Genomic DNA, 18,745 nt, shown 5'->3' with positions numbered 1-18,745 from the left:
GGACGGCCGCGGCCGAGACGACGGGCGGCCGCCGCCGCGCCGCGCCGCAGCGGCACCGCGGCGCGCGGAGCCCTGGCACGACGAGCCCCGCCCGGGGCCCGCCGACCCGTCGGGGTCGTCCCTCGGCAGGCACAGCGGTGCCCACCGGGTGAACGGCGAGCCGCCCGCGCGCGAGCCGCGGCGTCGCCGCGAGCGTCCGGGGCACGAGACCGAGCAGGGCACCGAGAAGCTCCCCGGATACCGGGGTCGGCGCGCTCGTCGCGATGCCGACGACCTCGCCACCTCGTTCGGGGCCACCTCGTTCGGGGCCACCTCGTTCGGGACGGGCTCGGGACCGGAGCTTCCGGCCGCCGGGTCGACGGCCCGCCGCGCCGCGGGAGGCCGGCGCCGGCGTGCCGAGCCGGCCGACCCCTACGACCCGGGGACGGTCCCGTCGATGCCACCGGCGTCGCGTGCGCGCCGTCGCGAGCCGGTCGCCGACGAGGGCGCCGTCGCGGAGACCGTCCGCGCCCGCAGCGTCCGCGCCCGTGCGGATGCCCAGCGGGGGGATGGCCGGGACGTGGATTCCCGGCACGGGGACGGCCGGCCAAGTGTCGGCAGGCCGCGGCCGGAGTACCCGGACTACCGCGACCTCGGCGACGACGACTACGCGGCGGCGGAGCGGGCCGGTCGCGGCGCGGCCGGGTACCGGCGGTCGGGGACGGCCGAGCCGGGCGGGTACCGCGAGGACCCGGGACCCGGCGCCCGCGCGTACGAGACCCGATACGACGCCCGCGGCGGCGGGCGCTACGGCACCCACCCGACCGGCGGCGGGTCCTACGGTGGCGACCCCGGCGGTGGCGGGTCGGACGGCAGCGAATCCGACGGGGGCGGACCGTACGAGGGCGAGTCCCACGACGGCGACGCGTTCTCCCACCGCTACTCCGACCCGGACGGCGGCGAGGGTTGGGGCGAGCCGTACCCGCCCGGCTCCGGCGACAGGCGTGCCGACGCCGACCCCGGTGATCAGCCGCCCGACCGTGCCGCACCCCGGCGCACCGCGGCCGCCCCGACCGGCAGACGCGGCGCCCGCCGGACGGCGCCGGTGTCGGCGGTGCACCGGCGGAGGCGCCTCGTCGTGGTGGTCGTCGCCGCGGTCGTGCTGCTCGGTGCGATCGCGGGCGGCGGCGTCTACCTCTTCGGCTCCCTGTTCGACCCCGACTACGACGGACCCGGCAGCGGCGACGTCATCGTGCGTGTCCAGGCGGGCGACTCCACCAGCCAGATCGGCACGATGCTCACCAGCCGCGGCGTCGTCGCCAGCGCCGGGGCGTTCACCCACGCGGCCCGCGGCAACCAGCGCATCCTCGCGGTGCAGCCCGGGTACTACCAGATGAACGGGCGGATGTCGGCCGCCGCGGCGGTCGGCAAGCTCGTCGACCCCGCCTCGCGCGTCGGCAAGCTGGAGATCCGCGGCGGTACCCAGCTCGACGACACCCGATCCCCCGACGGGACGACGAGCCCCGGCGTGCTCAGCCTGATCTCACAGGCCAGCTGCGGCCAGATCGACGGCAGGCGCCAGTGCGTCAGCGTCGACGACCTGCGCGCGGCGATGGAGCAGGCCGACCCGGCGCAGCTCGGCGTCCCCGCATGGGCCGTCGACGGGGTGACCAAGGCCGACCCGGCGCGCCGGTTCGAAGGTCTCGTCGCACCGGGCCTCTACGACGTCGAACCCGGGACGTCGGCCACGGACGTCTGGAAGGCACTGCTGGCGGCGTCCGTGCCGATCCTCGAGGCCACCGGCGTCGCCGACGCCGGCGCGAAGACCGGGGTCAGCCCGTACCAGGCATTGATCATCTCCTCGCTCGTCGAGAAGGAGGCGATCACCCCGGACATGCCGAAGGTGGCGCGCGTCGTCTACAACCGGCTCGCCGCGGGCCAGCGCCTCGAGCTCGACTCGACGGTCAACTACCCGCTCGACGTGCAGGCCCTCCGCACGACCGCGGAGGCCCGCGCGAAGGTCGGCCCCTACAACTCCTACGCCGTCGCCGGACTGCCACCGACCCCGATCGCGGCGCCCGGCAAGGCGGCGATGGCGGCGGCGCTCGCCCCCGAGCCCGGCCCCTGGCTGTTCTTCGTCCGCTGCCGGCCCGACGGCACCTCCTGCTTCGGGACGACGCTCGCCGAGCACCAGGACAACGTGCGGCAGGCGATCGCCAACGGCGCGTTCTGACGTGCCCGAACCATCGCCCGGGCCCTCGGGGTCGTCGGTCGTCGTTCGCGTCGAGGTCGACCACGGGCTGGCCGAGCTGGTCTCCGATCCGGACCGGCCGTCGTCGTGGACGCTGCTCGTCGACGGCACCGCGCAGTCGCACGTCGACCTCGACGACCCGACCCATCTCGAGTTCGAGTACGTCCGCAGGCTCGGGCACGTCGTCGACGCGCTCGCCCCCGCGGGCGAGCCGCTGCGTGTCGTGCACCTCGGGGGCGGGGCGTGGACGTTGGCACGCTACGTCGCGGCGACGCGGCCGCGGTCTCCGCAGGCGGTCGTCGAGCTCGACGGGGCGCTGGCCCGGCTGGTCGGCGACCGGCTGCCGGCCGACGACGACCTCTGGCAGCTGCGCGTCGGCGACGCCCGCGCCGAGGCCGTGGCCCTGCCCCCGGGCGGTGCCGACCTGCTGGTCGTCGACGTCTTCGCCGGCGCCCGGATCCCGGCGCACCTGACGTCGGTCGAGTTCGCCGGGCTCGCCGCCGCCGCCCTCGCACCGGGCGGTGTCCTCGCGGTCAACCTGGCCGACGGCGGACCGCTCGCGTTCGCGCGCAGCCAGGTCACGACGGTCGGCACGGTACTGGCGCACCGCGCCCTCGTCGTGGCCGGCGACGTCTGGCACGGGCGCCGCTTCGGCAACCTGCTGCTGCTCGCCTCGGCCGACCCGCTGCCCCTCGGCGACCTGGCGCGGGCCACCGCCGCCGACCCCTTCCCGGCCGGCGTGCGGCACGGTGCCGAGCTGCGCCGGTTCGCCCGGACGGGGGCCGTGGTCACCGACCGGACGGCCGTGCCGTCACCGGTCCCGCCCGCGGGGTTCTTCGGCCGTCCTGCCGACGGGCCCTGAGCCAGGCCCAGCGCCCTGTGACCGGGTCGGGCCCTGTGAGCGGCGATGGTCGCCATGGCGACCATCGCCGCTCACGACCAGGTCATGCGCCCCAGCCGTACACGCGGTCGAGGCGGATCGTCAGCACGAGGCGGCGCTGCTCGACCATCGCGGCGCGGAACTCGTCCCAGTCGGGGTGCTCGCCCTGCACCGCGCGGTAGACGTCGACCAGCTCGTCGACCGTCGCGTCGTGCGGGTCCGCGGCGGGGGCCGAGAGTTCCGCGGTGCCCTCGCCGACGGCGTAGCCGCCTCCGTCGGGCCGGACGACCATGTAGGTCGCGCGCGGGTCGCGGCGCAGGTTGCGGGTCTTCGCGCGGTCGTCGGTCACGGAGATGCGCAGCGTGCGGGTCGCGGGGTCGATGGCGTGCGCGACGACGGAGGCCTGGGGCCGCCCGTCGCGCTTGAGGGTCATCAGGATGCCCGTTCCGGCCTGTGTGAACTGGGCGATGAGGGCGTCGTCGGCGGCCACGTCCGCCGACGCTAGTCCCGATCACGGCCCAGCACACGCCACCGACGTTCTCGGACGTGTCGGGCTCACCGGAGGCGAACCGTCCCCATGTCCGGTGACGATCCACAGGTCGCGGCGGACCTGCCCCGCCGCCGGGCAGGCCGGACGACGATCAGGGCATGAACGGACACGAACGGGCCGTCGGGGCGCCGCGGGACGGGACCGCGTCCGCGACGGGCGGACGCCCGGCGCTCGCGGCCGGGAGCGGGCCATCCCCGTCGCGTCCCGCGCGGGGTTCGCGTCCTGCCCGGCGACCTGGGCGGTGGCTGGAGCCGGCCCCCCGCGGCCGGTCGGCGGCACCACCGGCCGGGCCGACGCGCGCGCCGCCCAGCGGGGCGGTCGTCGGGGCGGTCGTGGTCGGGGCGGTTCTCGGGCCGGCCGCGGCGGCGGCGTGCCGGCCGGTCGAGGTCGCGGTGCTCCTGCTCGCCGCCGTGGCGGGCGGGCTGGCGGGTCCCTCGGTGCGGGCGGCGATCTTCCGGCACTCGGTCCCCGGACGGGACGCCTTCCGGTCGCGCTGTCCGCGCTGTGCGGCGGCGCTCGCCGTCGGAACACGGGTCCCCGGTGCCTGGCCGCGGAAAGGCCGGGGCCCGGCCGCGGCCGTGGTCCCGCGCCGGTGGTGGCGCGCCCCGGGACCGGGCCGGCTTCCTGCCAGCGGACGGGCACCGTGCTGCGGGGTGCGGATCGGACCGCCCGCGGCCTCGGTCGAGGCGGTCTCGGCGCTGGCCTGCGCGCTCGTGGTCGCCGCCCGGCCGGGCCCGGCCGCGGTCGCGGGATGCTGGATCGCGGTGTGCGGGATCGCCCTCGTGGCCGTCGACGCGGCGGTGCACCGACTGCCCGGACCGCTGACCGCCGCGACGACGGCCGGGTCCGGGCTCGCGCTGGTCCCGACCGCGTGGGTCGACCCGGCGGGGGTGGCCCGGGCCGTCGCCGCCGCGGCCGCGGCGGCGGGGATGCTGCTGCTCGTCCGCGCGGCGACCCGCGGCGGGCTCGGTGGGGGAGACTGCACGCTCGCGCCCGCACTCGGCGCGACGGCGGGTCGCGACGGCTGGCCGGCTCTGCTCCTGGCAGGTCTCGTGGGTGCGGTGCTCGGCGCGCTGCACGCGCTGGTCGTGGCCGCGCGGACCGGTCGGGTGCGCGGTGTCGAGGTGCCGTTCGGGCCCGCGTTGGTGGTCGGCGTGCTCGCCGTCGTGACGGCCGTCGGGCCGCCGGGCTGACCGGGGACGACCGCGGCGAGTGCGCAGGTGGACGGGTGAGAGGATGGACGGCGTGTTGCGTTGGATCACCGCAGGGGAGTCGCACGGTCCGGCCCTGGTCGCCGTGCTCGAGGGCATGGTCGCCGGCGTCGAGGTGACGTCGAAGGAGATCGCGGCCGAGCTGGCCCGGCGCCGCCTGGGCTACGGCCGCGGCGCCCGGATGAAGTTCGAGGCCGACGAGCTGGAGATCATCGGCGGCATCCGCCACGGTCTCACGCAGGGCGGCCCTGTCGCGGTGCGCATCGGCAACACCGAGTGGCCCAAGTGGGAGACGGTGATGGCGGCCGATCCGGTCGACCCGGAGCTGATCGCCAACCGTGCGCGCAACGCTCCGCTCACCCGGCCGCGGCCCGGTCACGCCGACCTCGCCGGGATGACGAAGTTCGGGTTCGACGACGCCCGTCCCGTCCTCGAGCGGGCGAGCGCACGTGAGACCGCCTCGCGTGTCGTGCTGGGCACCGTCGCCAAGGCGTTCCTCGCCCAGGCGTTCGGGGTCACCGTGGTGTCCCACGTCGTCGCCCTCGGTGCCGCGGAGGCGCCCGACGACGTCGTCCCGGGCCCCGGCGACCTCGAGAAGGTCGACGCCAACCCCGTCCGCGCCGTCGACCCGGCGGCGGCCGCGGCGATGATCGCCGAGGTCGACGCCGCGCAGGAGGACGGCGACACCCTCGGCGGCGTCGTCGAGGTGATCGCCTACGGCATGCCCGTCGGCGTCGGGTCGTACGTCCACTCCGACCGGCGGCTCGACGCGCGGCTCGCCGGCGCCCTCATGGGCATCCAGGCGATGAAGGGCGTCGAGATCGGCGACGGTTTCCGCACCGCCCGCCGCCGCGGCAGCGCCGCGCACGACGAGATGGTGCCGGGCGCGCCGGTCGAGCGGCTCAGCAACCGCGCGGGCGGCATCGAGGGCGGCATGACCAACGGCGAGCCGGTCCGGGTACGTGTGGCGATGAAGCCGATCTCCACGGTCCCGCGGGCGCTGCGCACCGTCGACGTCGCGACCGGGCACGAGGCCCAGGCCATCCACCAGCGGTCCGACGTCTGCGCGGTGCCGGCGGCCGGTGTCGTCGCCGAGGCGATGGTCGCCCTCGTGCTCGCCGACGCGGCGCTGGAGAAGTTCGGCGGGGACTCGGTCGCCGAGACCGTCCGCAACCTGCGCTCCTACGAGCAGGCCGCGCCGCGCTTCGGGGCGGACGGGTGAGCGGGGGCAGGCCGAGCGTCGTGTTCGTCGGGCCGCCCGGCTCCGGGAAGAGCACCGTCGGCAAGGTGGTCGCGCGCCGGCTGGGCGTCGCGTTCACCGACGCCGACGCGCTCATCGAGGAGCGGGCCGGCAAGTCGATCGCCGACATGTTCACCGAGGACGGTGAGGACGCGTTCCGGGCCCTCGAGCGCGAGGTCGTCGCCGACGCCCTCGCCCGCGACTGCGGGGTCCTCGCGCTCGGCGGCGGCGCGGTGCTGGCCGCGGAGACGCGGGCCGCCCTGCGGGGCCACCGGGTCGTCGCCCTGAGCGTGACCCTGACCGACGGCATGCGGCGCACCGGCATGTCCACGGCGCGCCCGCTGCTGGCGGGTGTCAATCCCCGCGCGACGTTCAAGGCCCTGCTCGACGCCCGGGCGCCGCTGTACGCGGAGGTCGCGACGGTGACGGTCGAGACCGCCAAGCGCAGCGCCAACCAGGTCGCGACGGCCGTGCTGGCGGCGCTGGGGGAGTCCGTCCCCGAGCCCGCACCCGTCCCGGGCGACCCGCTCGACGAGCCGACCCCGCACGACGGCGTCGACCTGCCCGCCCCCTTCGTGCGCGACGACGCCCGCTCCTGACCGCGACGACGTCCGGCCCTTGCGCCGTGTGGGCGCCTGGCCCTGCGGCCGGTACGCGCCCGGTCGCGTGCCGGCGACCGACGTTCTGCCGCGTGGGCGCTCGGTCTGTTCCGCCGCGTGTGCGTCGGCCGTTCGCCGAGTGGGCGCCTGGCCCGCGGCCAGGCGCGCCGGCCGACCGACCGCCGCGCAGCGACCGGCCGTACCGCCGCACGGGCGCTCGGTCCGTACCGCTGTCCGGGCGCCCGGCCCCGACCCGCTGTTCGGCGGACCGGTCCTGACCGCCGCGGGGACGCGCGCCCGTGACCGCGGCGTCGGCGGGCGGCCCTGACCGCGACCCCCCACCCTCAGGACGGGGCGGGCGCTCGCCGGGTGCCGGCCCGGCGCGCGCCCGGTCGTCGTTAGGGTCGTCGCATGAGCGAGCCCGTGAAGCCCGGCGAGTCGGTCCGTATCGAGGTCGCCGCCGAGCGTCCCTACGAGGTCCGGGTCGGTCGCGGCGTGCGCGGGGACCTCGCCGAGGTCGTCGAGGGCACCGGTGCCCGTACGGCGGTCCTCGTCCACCAGCCGCCGCTCGCCGACGAGGCCGAGGCCGCCCGCCGGGAGCTGGAGGCCGCGGGTCTCGACGCGCACCGCGTCGAGGTTCCCGACGCCGAGGAGGGCAAGGCGCTCGCCGTGGCGGGCTACTGCTGGGAGGTCTGCGGGACGGTCGGGCTCACCCGGCGTGACGTCGTCGTCGGCTTCGGCGGCGGCGCCGTCACCGACCTGGCCGGGTTCGTGGCCGCGACGTGGATGCGCGGGGTGAACGTCGTCCACGTGCCGACGACCCTGCTCGCCATGGTCGACGCGGCGGTCGGCGGCAAGACCGGGATCAACACCGCGGCCGGCAAGAACCTCGTCGGCGCGTTCCACGAGCCCGCCGCCGTCCTCGTCGACCTCGCGACGCTGGAGACCCTGCCCGCGCCGGAGCTGGTCGCGGGTATGGCCGAGGTCGTGAAGGCCGGGTTCATCGTCGACCCGGTCATCCTGGAGCTGGTCGAGAAGGACCCGGCCGCGGCCCTGGACCCGCGCGGCGACGTGCTGCCCGAGCTGGTCCGGCGCGCGATCCGGGTGAAGGCCGACGTCGTGGGGGCCGATCTGCGCGAGTCGCACCTGCGCGAGATCCTCAACTACGGCCACACCCTCGGCCACGCGATCGAACGGCGCGAGGACTACACGTGGCGCCACGGCGCCGCGGTCAGCGTCGGCATGGTGTTCGCCGCCGAGCTGGCCCGGGCCGCCGGCCGCCTCGACGACGCCACCGCCGACCGCCACCGCGGGGTCCTCACCTCGATCGGCCTGCCCGTCGGCTACGCCCCGGACGCGCTGCCCGAGCTCGTCGCGACCATGGCCGGGGACAAGAAGGCACGCGCGGGCATGCTCCGGTTCGTCGTGCTCGACGGCCTGGCGAAGCCCGGCCGGCTCGAAGGGCCCGACCCCGCGCTGCTGGAACGGGCCTACGACGTCGTGGCCGCGGGCTGACCCGATGCGCCCCCAGGCCGTCCGCCGCGCCGCCCTGCGCGCGCGGCTGCGTGCCCGCGAGCTCGACGGGCTGCTCGTCACCGACCTGGTCAACATCCGCTACCTCACCGGGTTCACCGGGTCCAACGCGGCGCTCCTCGTAGCCGCCGAGGACGACGACGCGAGCCTGTTCTGCACCGACGGCCGCTACGTGACCCAGTCCGCCGCCGAGGTGCCCGACCTCCCGGTGGTGACCGACCGCGCGAGCGCCCGCGCGCTGGCCGCGCGCGCGTCCTGGCTGGGTGTGCAGCACCTCGGCTTCGAGTCCGACGCCGTCACCGTCGACGCCCATCTCGCCCTCGACGAGGCGGCCGGCACCACGGAGCTGATCCGTGCCCCGGGCCTCGTCGCCGACCTGCGCGCGGTGAAGGACGCCGTCGAGGTCGCGGCGCTGCGCACGGCCTGCGCGGTCGCCGAGGCCGCGCTGACCGATCTGCTGGCCGCGGATGGTCTCGCGCCCGGCCGCACCGAACGCGCGGTCGCCCTCGACCTCGAGAACCGCATGCGCGAGCACGGCGCGACCGCGCCGGCGTTCCGGACGATCCTCGCCGCCGGTGCGCACTCGGCGATCCCGCACCACACCCCGACGGACACCCCGCTGCGCCGCGGCGACCTCGTGAAGATCGACTTCGGCGCCCTCGTCGACGGGTACCACTCCGACGTCACCCGCACCTTCGTCATCGGACCGCCCGCGCAGTGGCAGCGCGATGTGCACGAGCTGGTCGCACGTGCGCAGCTCGCGGGTCGGGCGGCGCTCGCGCCGGGGGTCGAGGTCGTCGCGGTCGACGCCGCGTCGCGCGACGTGATCGCCGCGGCGGGGCAGGGCGAGCACTTCGTGCACGGGCTCGGGCACGGGGTCGGCCTGGAGATCCACGAGGCGCCCGCGCTGGCGGCCACCGGCACCGGGACGCTCGCCGCGGGCATGGTGCTGACCGTCGAGCCCGGCGTCTACCTGGAGGGCCGCGGCGGGGTGCGGATCGAGGACACCCTCGTCGTCGGGCCCGACGGCGCGGAGTCGCTCACCCGCCTGCCGCGCGAGCTCGTCGAGGTCTGACGCGGCGGGGCCGCCCTTCGTCGACCGGCCCGTCCGGTCCGGCGTCGTGGCCCGGCGCTATCCTTGACGACAGGAATCGTGGCGGCGTCGCTCGGCGGTCCGCCCGGGACCGGGCGCCGGCCCGGTTCGCCTCCCGCCCGCACGAGCCCGGCACGCACATGCTCCGGCTCGCCCCGCATCGACTCAGGAGACACCCGCACGTGGCGACGACGAACGACCTGAAGAACGGCCTGGTGCTCAACCTGGACGGCCAGCTGTGGTCGGTCACGGCGTTCCAGCACGTCAAGCCGGGCAAGGGCGGCGCCTTCGTGCGCACGACGCTGAAGAACGTCATGACCGGCAAGGTCGTCGACAAGACCTTCAACGCCGGCACGAAGGTCGACACCGCGACCGTCGACCGCCGCGACATGACCTACCTGTACCGCGACGGCTCCGACTTCGTGTTCATGGACGGCGACACCTACGAGCAGATCCCGATCCCCGAGCCCACGGTCGGCACCGCGGCCGGGTACCTGCTGGAGAACCAGACCGCGATGGTCGCGCTGCACGACGGCGTCCCGCTCTACGTCGAGCTGCCCACGTCGGTCGAGCTCGTCATCTCCCACACCGACCCGGGCCTGCAGGGCGACCGCTCCACCGGCGGCACCAAGCCGGCCACGCTGGAGACCGGCGCGGAGATCCAGGTCCCGTTGTTCGTGACCACCGGCGAGAAGGTCAAGGTCGACACCCGCGACGGCCGGTACCTCGGCCGCGTCAGCTCCTGACGTGAGAGCGCGCACCAAGGCCCGCAAACGCGCCCTGGACATCCTCTTCGAGTCCGAGGCGCGTGGCGACGACCCGCTCGAGGTGCTGCGCAACCGCCGGGAGACCGACGACGCGCCGCCCGTCTCGGACTACGCGGCGCTGCTGGTACAGGGCGTCGTCGAGCACCGTGAACGGATCGACCAGCTGCTGGCCGAGCACGCCGAGGGCTGGACGGTCGCGCGCATGCCGGCCGTCGACCGGACGCTGCTGCGCATCGGCGTGTTCGAGCTGCTGTGGGTCGACGAGATCGACGACCCGGTCGCCATCACCGAGGCGGTCGAGCTTGCCCGGACGCTCTCGACCGACGACTCGCCGCGCTTCCTCAACGGCGTGCTCGGCCGCATCGCCGACATCGCGGAGCACCTGCGCGCCACACGCTGACGCCCCGCCCTGCGCCGCGGCACCACCGGTCCTCCTTCCGCCCGCGTCCCGTTCGCCGGACGCGGGCGGACGCACGCCGGGGCCCGCCACGGCCGGAGGCTGGTAGCGTCCGCCACGGCGCGCCAGGGCGCCACCTGGTCCGCGGGCAGGGCTGAGCCCACCTGGGCGGTTCCCGTGTGGATGCGTGTCCTGCACACCCTCCTCCCGAACCCCCGGTACGCGGACCACGGGTGGTGAGAGGAGGGCTCGTGCCCACCGTCGTCCCCCTGCCGCAGGACCCCGACGTCGACCAGCTGCGTCGCCAGGCCCGCGAGCTCAGCCGTGCCGCCCGTGCGGGCGACGCCACGGCCCGCGCGCGCGTCGCCCGCTGGGCACCCGAGCACGCCGACGGCGACGTCCCGCTGCACGTCGCCCAGCTCGTGCTCGCCCGCACGCACGGCTTCGCGGGCTGGCCACCGCTGGTCCGGCACCTGCGGACCGTCGCGCGCTGGTCGTGGGTCCCACCCGCCGACCCCGCCGACCCTGCGGACCCTGCCGCCGCGAGCCCCGCCGACGAGTTCCTCGCCCTCGCGTGCCTGCGCTACGACGGCGACGACCCGGTCCGCCGGGAGCGCGCCGCCGCCCTGCTCGCCGCGCGCCCCGAGATCGCCGGGGCGACCGTGCACACGGCGGCGGCGACCGCCGACGTCGACGCCCTGCGCCGGCTGCTCGTGGCGGACCCGTCCCGTGCCGGCCTCGACGGCGGCCCGCACCGGTGGCCGCCGCTGATGTACCTCGCCTACGCCCGCCACGAACCCCGGATCGACGTCGACGCGGTGCTCACCGCCGCCACACTCCTGCTCGACCACGGCGCCGACCCGAACGCGGGCCGGCTCTGGCACGGGCTGCCGTCGCCCTTCACGGTGCTGACCGGTGTCTTCGGCGAGGGGGAGGGCGGCCCGCAGGCCCAGCCCCGTCATCCCGCCGAGCGTCCACTGGCGACATTGCTGCTCGAACGCGGCGCCGACCCCGACGACGCGCAGACCCTCTACAACCGCATGTTCGGCGCCGACGACTCGCATCTCGTCCTGCTCTTCGCCCACGGCCTGGGCCGGCGCGGCGACGGGGGCGTGTGGCGTTCACGGCTCGGCCACACCCTGCCCGAGTCCGCGCGGCTGCTGGCCGACCAGCTCGACTGGGCCGTCCTGCACGGCCTGACCGCGCGGGTGGAACTGTTGTTGGACAACGACGTCGCGGTCCGCGGCGGGCGCTGGATCGGTACCACCCCGGTCGCCGAGGTGGCGGCGCGGCTGGGCCACCCGGCGATCGTCGACCTGCTTGTCGCCCGCGGTGCGGCCCGGCCCGTGCTGGACCCCGCGGCCGCACTGCTCGCCGCCGCGCTCGCCGGGGACGGCACGGCGGTCGCCGCGGCGCCGGACACGGTGCGCGCCGAGGCGGCGGCGCTCCGGCCCGGGGCGCTCGTCATGGCCGCCGCCGGCGGGCGGCGGCGTGCCGTGGAGCTGCTGCTCGATCTCGGCGTGCCGGTCGACGTCCGCGGCCGCGGCGACGGGGCCGGCCACGACGGCTGGAACACCGCCCTGCACGAGGCCGCGCTGCGCGCCGACCACGACATGGTCGCGCTGCTGCTCGCCCGCGGCGCCGATCCGACCGTGCGCGACGCCCGCTTCGACGCGACGCCCGCCGGCTGGGCCGCGCACGCCGGGCACACGGCGCTCGCCGCGGAGCTGACCGCACGGGAGGAACGCCACATCCCGGGGACGTGACGCGGCGGACTAGCGTGGTGGTGGGGCGGCGCGAGGACGGGCAGCCTGCCGCCGGCGAACTCTCCCCGGCGGGCCCACCGACCGTCGGAGTTCCTGTTGCGCGTCGCGATCCTGCCCCTCGCCCTGGGCACGTTCGCCATCGGCCTGACCGAGTTCGCCGTGATGGGCCTGCTGCCCCAGATCGCGACGGGTCTCGACGTCTCGGTCCCGGCTGCGGGCACGCTCGTCACGGCCTACGCGATCGGCGTCGTCGTCGGGGCTCCGCTGCTCACGGCGGTGAGCCTGCGCCTTCCGCGCACCCGGATGCTGATCCTGTTCATGGCGATGTTCGCGGTCGGCAACGCGCTGGCGGCGGCCGCGCCGTCGTTCGGGCTGCTCGTGGCCGTGCGTTTCCTGACCGGGCTGCCGCACGGCGCGTTCTTCGGTGTCGCGGCACTGGTCGCGGCGTCACTCGTGCCGGAGGAACGCCGGGCCAGGGCCGTCGCCGCGGTCTTCCTCGGCCTCACCGTGGCGAACGTCCTCGGGGTCCCGGCGGCGACCGCGCTGGGGTCGGTCGTGGGCTGGCGCGCCGCGTTCGCGGTGATCGTCGTCGTGGCGCTGACGTCCGTCGCGGGGATCGCGTTGCTCGTGCCCCGGGCGGGCGTCGGGACGCCCGCCCGGCTCGGGGCGGAACTGGCGGTGTTCCGGCAGCGCTCCGTACTGCTGGTCCTCGCGATGATCGTGCTGGGCTGTGGCGGGCTGTTCGCGTTCTACAGCTACATCGCGCCGGTGATCACCGGGCTCGCCGGGTTCGGTTCCGACGTCGTGCCGGTCCTGCTCGGCGTCTTCGGCCTAGGCATGACGCTGGGGACCGTCCTGGGCGGGCGCGTCGCCGACCGGGTCGACCCGCGGCGCGTGATGGTCGTTCTGCTCGCGGCGCAGGCGGTCCTGCTGGCCGCCGCGGTGCTGGCGCTGCACTCGCGGTGGCTCGCGCCGCTCGTCGTGTTCGGGGTCGGGCTGCTCGGCCTGGCGCTGGTCCCGGCGGTGCAGTCGGTGGTCATGGACGCGGCGCGTGACGCCCCCGTGCTCGCCTCGGCGGCGATCCATTCCGCGTTCAACGTCGCGAACGCGCTGGGCGCGGCACTGGGCGGCGTGGCGCTGGCCGCGGGTCTCGGGTTGGGGGCGCCGTCGGCGGTGGGGGCGCTGCTCGCCGCGATGGGCGCGGTGCTGGCCGTGTTCTCGCTGCGGGCGGGTACCCGTCCCGCAGCGACCGTCGACGCGTGACGCCCGCCCGTACCGCCGGCAGGACACGGAACGCGCGGGTGCGGCGCCGGCGCGGCCGGGCGCACTCGACGAAGGCCCCGAGCGGACCCGCCGCAGGCGGCGCCGGACGCGACGTGGGCGGGACCCGTCGAGTCCTGCGGGGCCGGACGGGACGTGGTGCGGGCGCACGCCGGACGCCCGGCCCGCAGGCGCGTGACGAGTCGAGGCAGAGCCGGTGCGCGTCAGTCGACGCGGTGCGGACGCGCCTCGGGGGGCAGCACGCCCCAGTCGATGAGCTGGTCGGTCAGCTCGCCGGGGGTCTTGTCGTAGATGATCGCGAGAGATCGGAGGTCCTCGGCCCTGATCGAGAGGACCTTGCCGTTGTAGTCGCCGCGCTGGCTCTGGATCGCCGCGGCGTAACGCGCCAGCGGACCGACCTTGTCGGCGGGCAGCTGCTGCAGCCGCTCCAGGTTGATGACGATCTTCGTCGCGGGCTCGGAGCCCGACGGCACACGGCCCTCCGGCAGCAGCTCGGCGACCGGGACGCCGTAGAAGTCGGCGAGCTCCGCCAGCTTCTGGACGGTGACGGCGCGGTCGCCGCGCTCGTAGGAGCCGACGACGACGGCCTTCCACCGGCCACCCGACTTCTGCTCGACGCCGTGCAGCGACAGACCCTGCTGCTGCCGGATGGCGCGGAGCTTGCTGCCGAGTGCCTTGGCGTAGTCGCCCATGTGGCGATCCCCTCTCGCAGGACGTCCGGCCGCGGGACCGACGTCCGTGTGCTGGTCGTGCATGGCCGGACCGACCCCTCCGCCGGTCCGCCGTCATCAGCGCTCGTCGAGACGGTGCCCCCCGCTTCCGCGGCCACTCGCGAGCCAGCTGATCGATACGGAGAGTAATCATGCGCCCCTCTCCGTCGCCGGGTCAAGCCGGGTGAGCCGTCCTGAAGCCACATGGGCGGTTCTCCACTCGAACGGCTGATCGACACGCCCCGTCCAGGGACGATGGCGGTCACGCTGGGCGGATCAGCTGCGTCTGCAGGGACGGATGGTGCTTCTGTGACTTCCGTGAGTGTTATCGGACTGTGACCGTTCGGCCCCGGCCGAGCCGCGGGATCGGGTGTGACCGGCGTGACCGTGTGACCCGGGCCGGTAGCGCCCGCGTGGACCCCGGTCCGGCGGCGATCGCTGATAGCGTCACCGCGCACCAGTTCCTTTAACGACCCGTCCGGCGAGGCGGGGAAGGAGAGCGACCTCGTGGCGAACGATCGCCGCGGGGACGCCGGTGGCGAGGGGAGCGGTCTGCCCGACCGCGAACTCCTCAGCGCCTCCGACGTCACCCGCACCATCGCGCGCATCGCGCACCAGATCATCGAGAAGACCGCGGACGCCGAGCACGTCGTGCTCATCGGGATCCCGACCCGCGGCACCGTACTGGCCCGCAGGCTGGCCGCCGCCGTCGCCGAGTTCGGCGGCCGCGCCCCGGCCGTCGGGACCGTGGACCCCACGCTCTACCGCGACGACCTCCGTCGTCGGCCGGCCCGCGCGTTGGAGGACACCCAGGTTCCCGAGGGCGGCGTCGACGACGCCCTCGTCGTCCTGGTCGACGACGTGCTGATGTCGGGCCGCACCGTCCGGGCGGCCCTCGACGCGGTCTCCGAGCACGGCCGGCCCCGCGCCGTCCAGCTCGCCGTCCTCGTCGACCGCGGCCACCGCGAGCTGCCGATCCGGGCCGACTACGTCGGCAAGAACGTCCCGACGTCGCGCAGTGAGCTGATCCTGGTGTCGCTCACCGAGATCGACGGCGAGGACCGGGTCGCGATCCGCAGGGGGGCGGGCGAGTGAAGCACCTGCTCACCGTCACCGACCTGGACGCGGCCACCGCGACCGCCCTGCTCGACACGTCCGACCGGCTGCGCCAGGCGCTGCTCGGCCGCGAGGTTCGCAAGCTCCCCACGCTGCGCGGGCGCACCGTCATCACGATGTTCTACGAGGACTCGACCCGCACCCGGGTCTCGTTCGAGATCGCCGGCAAGTGGATGAGCGCCGACACGGTCAACGTCAGCGCCAAGGGCTCGTCGGTCTCCAAGGGCGAGTCGCTGCGCGACACGTCGCTCACGCTCTCGGCGATGGGGGCCGACTGCGTGATCGTCCGGCACCCGGCGTCCGGTGCGGCGCACCGGCTCGCGGCCTGGGCCGACAAGGACCGCGAGTCCACCGGCACGCACACCTCCATCGTCAACGCCGGCGACGGGACCCACGAGCACCCGACGCAGGCGCTGCTCGACGCGGCCACCCTGCGCGACCGGCTCGGGTCGGTGGCGGGGCGGCGGATCGGCATCGTCGGCGACGTCCTGCACAGCCGCGTCGCCCGCTCCAACGTCTTCCTGCTGGCCACGCTCGGCGCCGAGGTCGTGCTGATCGCGCCGCCGACGCTGCTGCCGGTCGGGGTCGCCGAGTGGCCCTGCCGGGTCTCCCACGAGATCGACGCCGAGCTCCCGGGCCTCGACGCGGTGATGATGCTGCGCGTCCAGGCCGAACGCATGACCGGCGGGTTCTTCCCGTCGTCGCGCGAGTACGCCGTCGCCTACGGCCTCTCCGACGCCCGCGCGGCGATGCTCCCCGAGCACGGCGTCGTGCTGCACCCCGGACCGATGGTGCGCGGCATGGAGATCGCGCCGAGCGTGGCCGACTCGGCCCGCGCCGCGATCCTCGCCCAGGTCCGCAACGGCGTCCACGTGCGGATGGCCGTCCTCTACCACCTTCTCGCGGGAGCCCCGGAGTGACTGGACCCAGCATGAGCGACCTGTTCATCCGCAACGCCCGCCCCTACGACGACGACGCGGTCGACCTGGTCGTCCGCGACGGGGTGATCACCGAGATCGGCTCCGGGCTGGAGGCTCCCGACGGCGTGGAGACGCTCGACGCCGAGGGTCGCGTGCTGCTGCCGGGCCTCGTCGACCTGCACGTGCACCTGCGCGAGCCGGGCGGCGAGGAGTCCGAGACGGTCGAGACCGGCTCCCGGGCCGCCGCGCTCGGCGGGTTCACCGCCGTGTTCGCGATGCCCAACACGGCACCGGTCGCCGACACCGACGTGGTGACCGCGCACGTGCGCCGTCGCGGCGCCGAGGTCGGGCTGGTCGACGTGCACCCGGTCGGCGCGGTCACCGTCGGGCTGCGGGGGGAGAAGCTCGCCGAGCTCGGCACGATGGCCACCACCGCGGGCGTGCGGATGTTCTCCGACGACGGACACTGCGTGAACGACCCGCTCGTCATGCGCCGCGCGCTGGAGTACGCCTCCGCGCTCGACGTCGTGATCGCCCAGCACGCCGAGGACCACCGGCTCACCCAGGGCGCCCAGGCCAACGAGGGCGTCGTCGCGTCGCGGCTCGGGCTCGCCGGCTGGCCGGCCACCGCCGAGGAGACGATCGTCGCCCGCGACTGCGCGCTGGCCCGCGAGGCCGGTGCGCGGCTGCACGTCTGCCACGTCTCGTCGGCCCGCACGGTCGAGGTGCTGCGCAGCGCCAAGGCGGCGGGCGTCACCGTCTCCGCGGAGGTCACCCCGCACCACCTGTTGCTCACCGACGCGGCCCTGACGTCCTACGACCCGGTGAACAAGGTCAACCCGCCGCTGCGCACCGCGGCCGACACCCAGGCGATGCGGGCGGCGCTGGCCGAGGGCGTGATCGACGTCGTCGCCACCGATCACGCCCCGCACGCCGCGCAGTACAAGGACACCGAGTGGCAGGCCGCCAGGCCGGGCATGCTCGGCCTGCAGACCGCGCTGTCGGTCGTGGTGCACACGATGGTGGAGCCGGGCCTGCTCGACTGGCACGGGGTCGCCCGGGTGATGTCCGAGCGGCCGGCGGAGATCGCCGGGCTGCCCGACCAGGGGCGCCCGATCGCCGTCGGCGAGCCTGCCAACCTGGTGCTCGTGGATCCCGAGGAGCCGTGGACCGTGCGCGGCGCCGCGCTCGCGAGCCTGTCGTCGAACACCCCGTACGAGGGCATGCGGCTGCCGGCCGTCGTCGTCGCGACGGTGCTGCGCGGCAGGGTGACCGCCCGCGACGGGCGGGTCGTCGAGCGGACGACGGCGTGAGCGCCCCCGTGTCCGCGTCCCGGGTCGCGCTGCTGGTGCTCGAGGACGGCCGCATCTTCCGCGGTGAGCCGTTCGGCGCCATCGGTGAGAACCTCGGCGAGGCCGTCTTCACGACCGGCATGACCGGTTACCAGGAGACGCTGACCGACCCGTCCTACCACCGCCAGATCGTCGTCCAGACCGCCCCGCAGATCGGCAACACCGGCTGGAACGACGAGGACGACGAGTCCGCGCGCGTGCAGGTCGCGGGCTACGTGGTCCGGGACCCGGCCCGCCGGCCGTCGAGCTGGCGGTCCCGGCGCGCGCTGGGCGAGGTCCTCGCCGAGCAGGGGGTCGTCGGTGTCGCGGGCGTCGACACGCGCGCGGTCGTCCGGCACCTGCGCGAGCGCGGCGCGATGCGGGCCGGGGTGTTCTCCGGCGACGCGCTGGCACCCGACGGCGACCTCGTCGAGCGGGTGCTCGCGAGCCCGTGGATGGAGGGCGCCGACCTGTACGGCGCGGTCACCACGGCCGAGCCCTACGTCGTGGCCGCCCACGGCGAGGCGAGGTTCCGGGTCGCCGCGCTCGACGTCGGCATCAAGTCGAACACCCCGCGGATGCTCGCCGCACGCGGCATCGAGGTGCACGTGCTGCCCGCCGACACGTCGATCGATCAGATCGTCGACCTCGGGGCGGACGGGTTCTTCGTGTCCAACGGCCCCGGCGACCCCGCGACCGCCGACGTGCCCGTCGCGCTGACCCGGGCGGTGCTGGAGCGGGGCATCCCGACGTTCGGCATCTGCTTCGGCAACCAGATCCTCGCCAGGGCGCTGGGCCGCGGGACGTACAAGATGCGCTACGGCCACCGCGGGATCAACATCCCGGTCGTCGAGCACGCCACCGGGCGGGTGGCGATCACCTCGCAGAACCACGGCTTCGCGGTCGAGGGGGAGGCGGGGGAGCGGTTCGACACGCCGTTCGGCCCTGCAGTGATCACCCACACCTGCCCCAACGACGGCTGCGTCGAAGGCCTTGCGGGACTGGACTTCCCGGCCTTCAGCGTGCAATTCCACCCGGAGGCGGCCGCGGGCCCGCACGACGCGGCGGACCTGTTCGACCGGTTCGTCGACCTCATGGCCGCGCACCCGGCGCCCCGGCTG

Annotated in this window: 17 protein-coding genes; 15 read left to right on the top strand and 2 right to left on the bottom strand. The window is 75.7% G+C overall.

What is annotated here, in order from left to right; translation table 11 throughout:
* Positions 1-148 precede the first annotated feature (148 nt).
* Together mltG and PSD17_RS15880 are read left to right on the top strand one after the other, a co-directional pair.
* Positions 149-2,212 (top strand): endolytic transglycosylase MltG, encoded by a 2,064-nt coding sequence (gene mltG, locus PSD17_RS15885; RefSeq protein ID WP_339123232.1) that lies wholly within the window; start codon positions 149-151, stop codon positions 2,210-2,212.
* Position 2,213: 1 nt separating this feature from the next.
* Positions 2,214-3,092, top strand: coding sequence for a spermidine synthase (locus PSD17_RS15880; protein WP_339123230.1), 879 nt, complete (start codon positions 2,214-2,216; stop codon positions 3,090-3,092).
* Between the two features lie 82 nt (positions 3,093-3,174).
* Here the strand turns inward: PSD17_RS15880 and PSD17_RS15875 are convergent, their stop codons facing one another.
* On the bottom strand, positions 3,175-3,600 hold the full coding sequence (locus PSD17_RS15875; protein ID WP_013675631.1) for a PPOX class F420-dependent oxidoreductase: 426 nt from the start codon (positions 3,598-3,600) through the stop codon (positions 3,175-3,177).
* A gap of 713 nt (positions 3,601-4,313) precedes the next feature.
* Here PSD17_RS15875 and PSD17_RS15870 point away from each other — a divergent pair.
* The 9 genes from PSD17_RS15870 to PSD17_RS15830 all read left to right on the top strand — a co-directional run bounded on the left by PSD17_RS15870 (position 4,314) and on the right by PSD17_RS15830 (position 13,529).
* Entirely contained in the window at positions 4,314-4,853 is a 540-nt protein-coding gene (locus PSD17_RS15870; protein WP_339123228.1) for a prepilin peptidase, read from the top strand.
* A gap of 52 nt (positions 4,854-4,905) precedes the next feature.
* Positions 4,906-6,093, top strand: coding sequence for a chorismate synthase (gene aroC, locus PSD17_RS15865; RefSeq protein WP_013675629.1), 1,188 nt, complete (start codon positions 4,906-4,908; stop codon positions 6,091-6,093).
* Positions 6,090-6,710: a shikimate kinase gene (locus PSD17_RS15860; RefSeq protein ID WP_339123227.1), complete on the top strand. Its 621-nt coding sequence runs from the start codon at positions 6,090-6,092 to the stop codon at positions 6,708-6,710. The genes aroC and PSD17_RS15860 overlap by 4 nt, the downstream gene beginning before the upstream one ends.
* Positions 6,711-7,121: 411 nt before the next feature.
* Positions 7,122-8,225, top strand: coding sequence for a 3-dehydroquinate synthase (aroB, locus tag PSD17_RS15855; RefSeq protein WP_013675627.1), 1,104 nt, complete (start codon positions 7,122-7,124; stop codon positions 8,223-8,225).
* Between the two features lie 4 nt (positions 8,226-8,229).
* Entirely contained in the window at positions 8,230-9,318 is a 1,089-nt protein-coding gene (locus tag PSD17_RS15850) for a M24 family metallopeptidase (RefSeq protein ID WP_339123224.1), read from the top strand.
* Positions 9,319-9,518: 200 nt separating this feature from the next.
* Positions 9,519-10,082: an elongation factor P gene (gene efp / locus PSD17_RS15845; protein WP_013675625.1), complete on the top strand. Its 564-nt coding sequence runs from the start codon at positions 9,519-9,521 to the stop codon at positions 10,080-10,082.
* A gap of 1 nt (position 10,083) precedes the next feature.
* Complete coding sequence (nusB, locus tag PSD17_RS15840) at positions 10,084-10,503, top strand: transcription antitermination factor NusB (protein ID WP_013675624.1); 420 nt, start codon at positions 10,084-10,086, stop codon at positions 10,501-10,503.
* 248 nt (positions 10,504-10,751) lie between these two features.
* On the top strand, positions 10,752-12,266 hold the full coding sequence (locus tag PSD17_RS15835) for an ankyrin repeat domain-containing protein (protein ID WP_339123223.1): 1,515 nt from the start codon (positions 10,752-10,754) through the stop codon (positions 12,264-12,266).
* A gap of 96 nt (positions 12,267-12,362) precedes the next feature.
* Positions 12,363-13,529, top strand: coding sequence for an MFS transporter (locus PSD17_RS15830; protein ID WP_013675622.1), 1,167 nt, complete (start codon positions 12,363-12,365; stop codon positions 13,527-13,529).
* 221 nt (positions 13,530-13,750) lie between these two features.
* Here the strand turns inward: PSD17_RS15830 and bldD are convergent, their stop codons facing one another.
* On the bottom strand, positions 13,751-14,239 hold the full coding sequence (bldD, locus tag PSD17_RS15825; protein WP_013675621.1) for a transcriptional regulator BldD: 489 nt from the start codon (positions 14,237-14,239) through the stop codon (positions 13,751-13,753).
* Between the two features lie 525 nt (positions 14,240-14,764).
* Between bldD and pyrR the strand changes: the two genes are divergently transcribed.
* The 4 genes from pyrR to carA form a co-directional block, all read left to right on the top strand.
* Entirely contained in the window at positions 14,765-15,352 is a 588-nt protein-coding gene (pyrR, locus tag PSD17_RS15820) for a bifunctional pyr operon transcriptional regulator/uracil phosphoribosyltransferase PyrR (protein WP_013675620.1), read from the top strand.
* Positions 15,349-16,293, top strand: a complete 945-nt coding sequence (locus tag PSD17_RS15815; RefSeq protein WP_013675619.1) for an aspartate carbamoyltransferase catalytic subunit — start codon at positions 15,349-15,351, stop codon at positions 16,291-16,293. Before pyrR ends, PSD17_RS15815 begins: the two co-directional genes overlap by 4 nt.
* An 11-nt stretch (positions 16,294-16,304) precedes the next feature.
* Positions 16,305-17,606: a dihydroorotase gene (locus PSD17_RS15810; protein ID WP_013675618.1), complete on the top strand. Its 1,302-nt coding sequence runs from the start codon at positions 16,305-16,307 to the stop codon at positions 17,604-17,606.
* Positions 17,603-18,745: glutamine-hydrolyzing carbamoyl-phosphate synthase small subunit (gene carA, locus PSD17_RS15805; RefSeq protein WP_339123219.1), on the top strand; the 1,143-nt coding region annotated here is incomplete at its 3' end. The genes PSD17_RS15810 and carA, both read left to right, overlap by 4 nt.

Source organism: Pseudonocardia sp. D17 (assembly GCF_036984265.1).
GTDB lineage: Bacteria > Actinomycetota > Actinomycetes > Mycobacteriales > Pseudonocardiaceae > Pseudonocardia > Pseudonocardia benzenivorans.
Note: the sequence above shows the minus strand (reverse complement) of the source record. Positions and strands in the feature narration are given on the sequence as shown.

Excerpts from the sequence above, each read along its gene's own strand:
- PSD17_RS15850 (WP_339123224.1), top strand. The coding sequence starts at position 8,230 with ATGCGCCCCCAGGCCGTCCGCCGCGCCGCCCTGCGCGCGCGGCTGCGT.
- bldD (WP_013675621.1), bottom strand. The coding sequence starts at position 14,239 with ATGGGCGACTACGCCAAGGCACTCGGCAGCAAGCTCCGCGCCATCCGG.
- PSD17_RS15810 (WP_013675618.1), top strand. The coding sequence starts at position 16,305 with ATGAGCGACCTGTTCATCCGCAACGCCCGCCCCTACGACGACGACGCG.
- aroB (WP_013675627.1), top strand. The coding sequence starts at position 7,122 with ATGAGCGAGCCCGTGAAGCCCGGCGAGTCGGTCCGTATCGAGGTCGCC.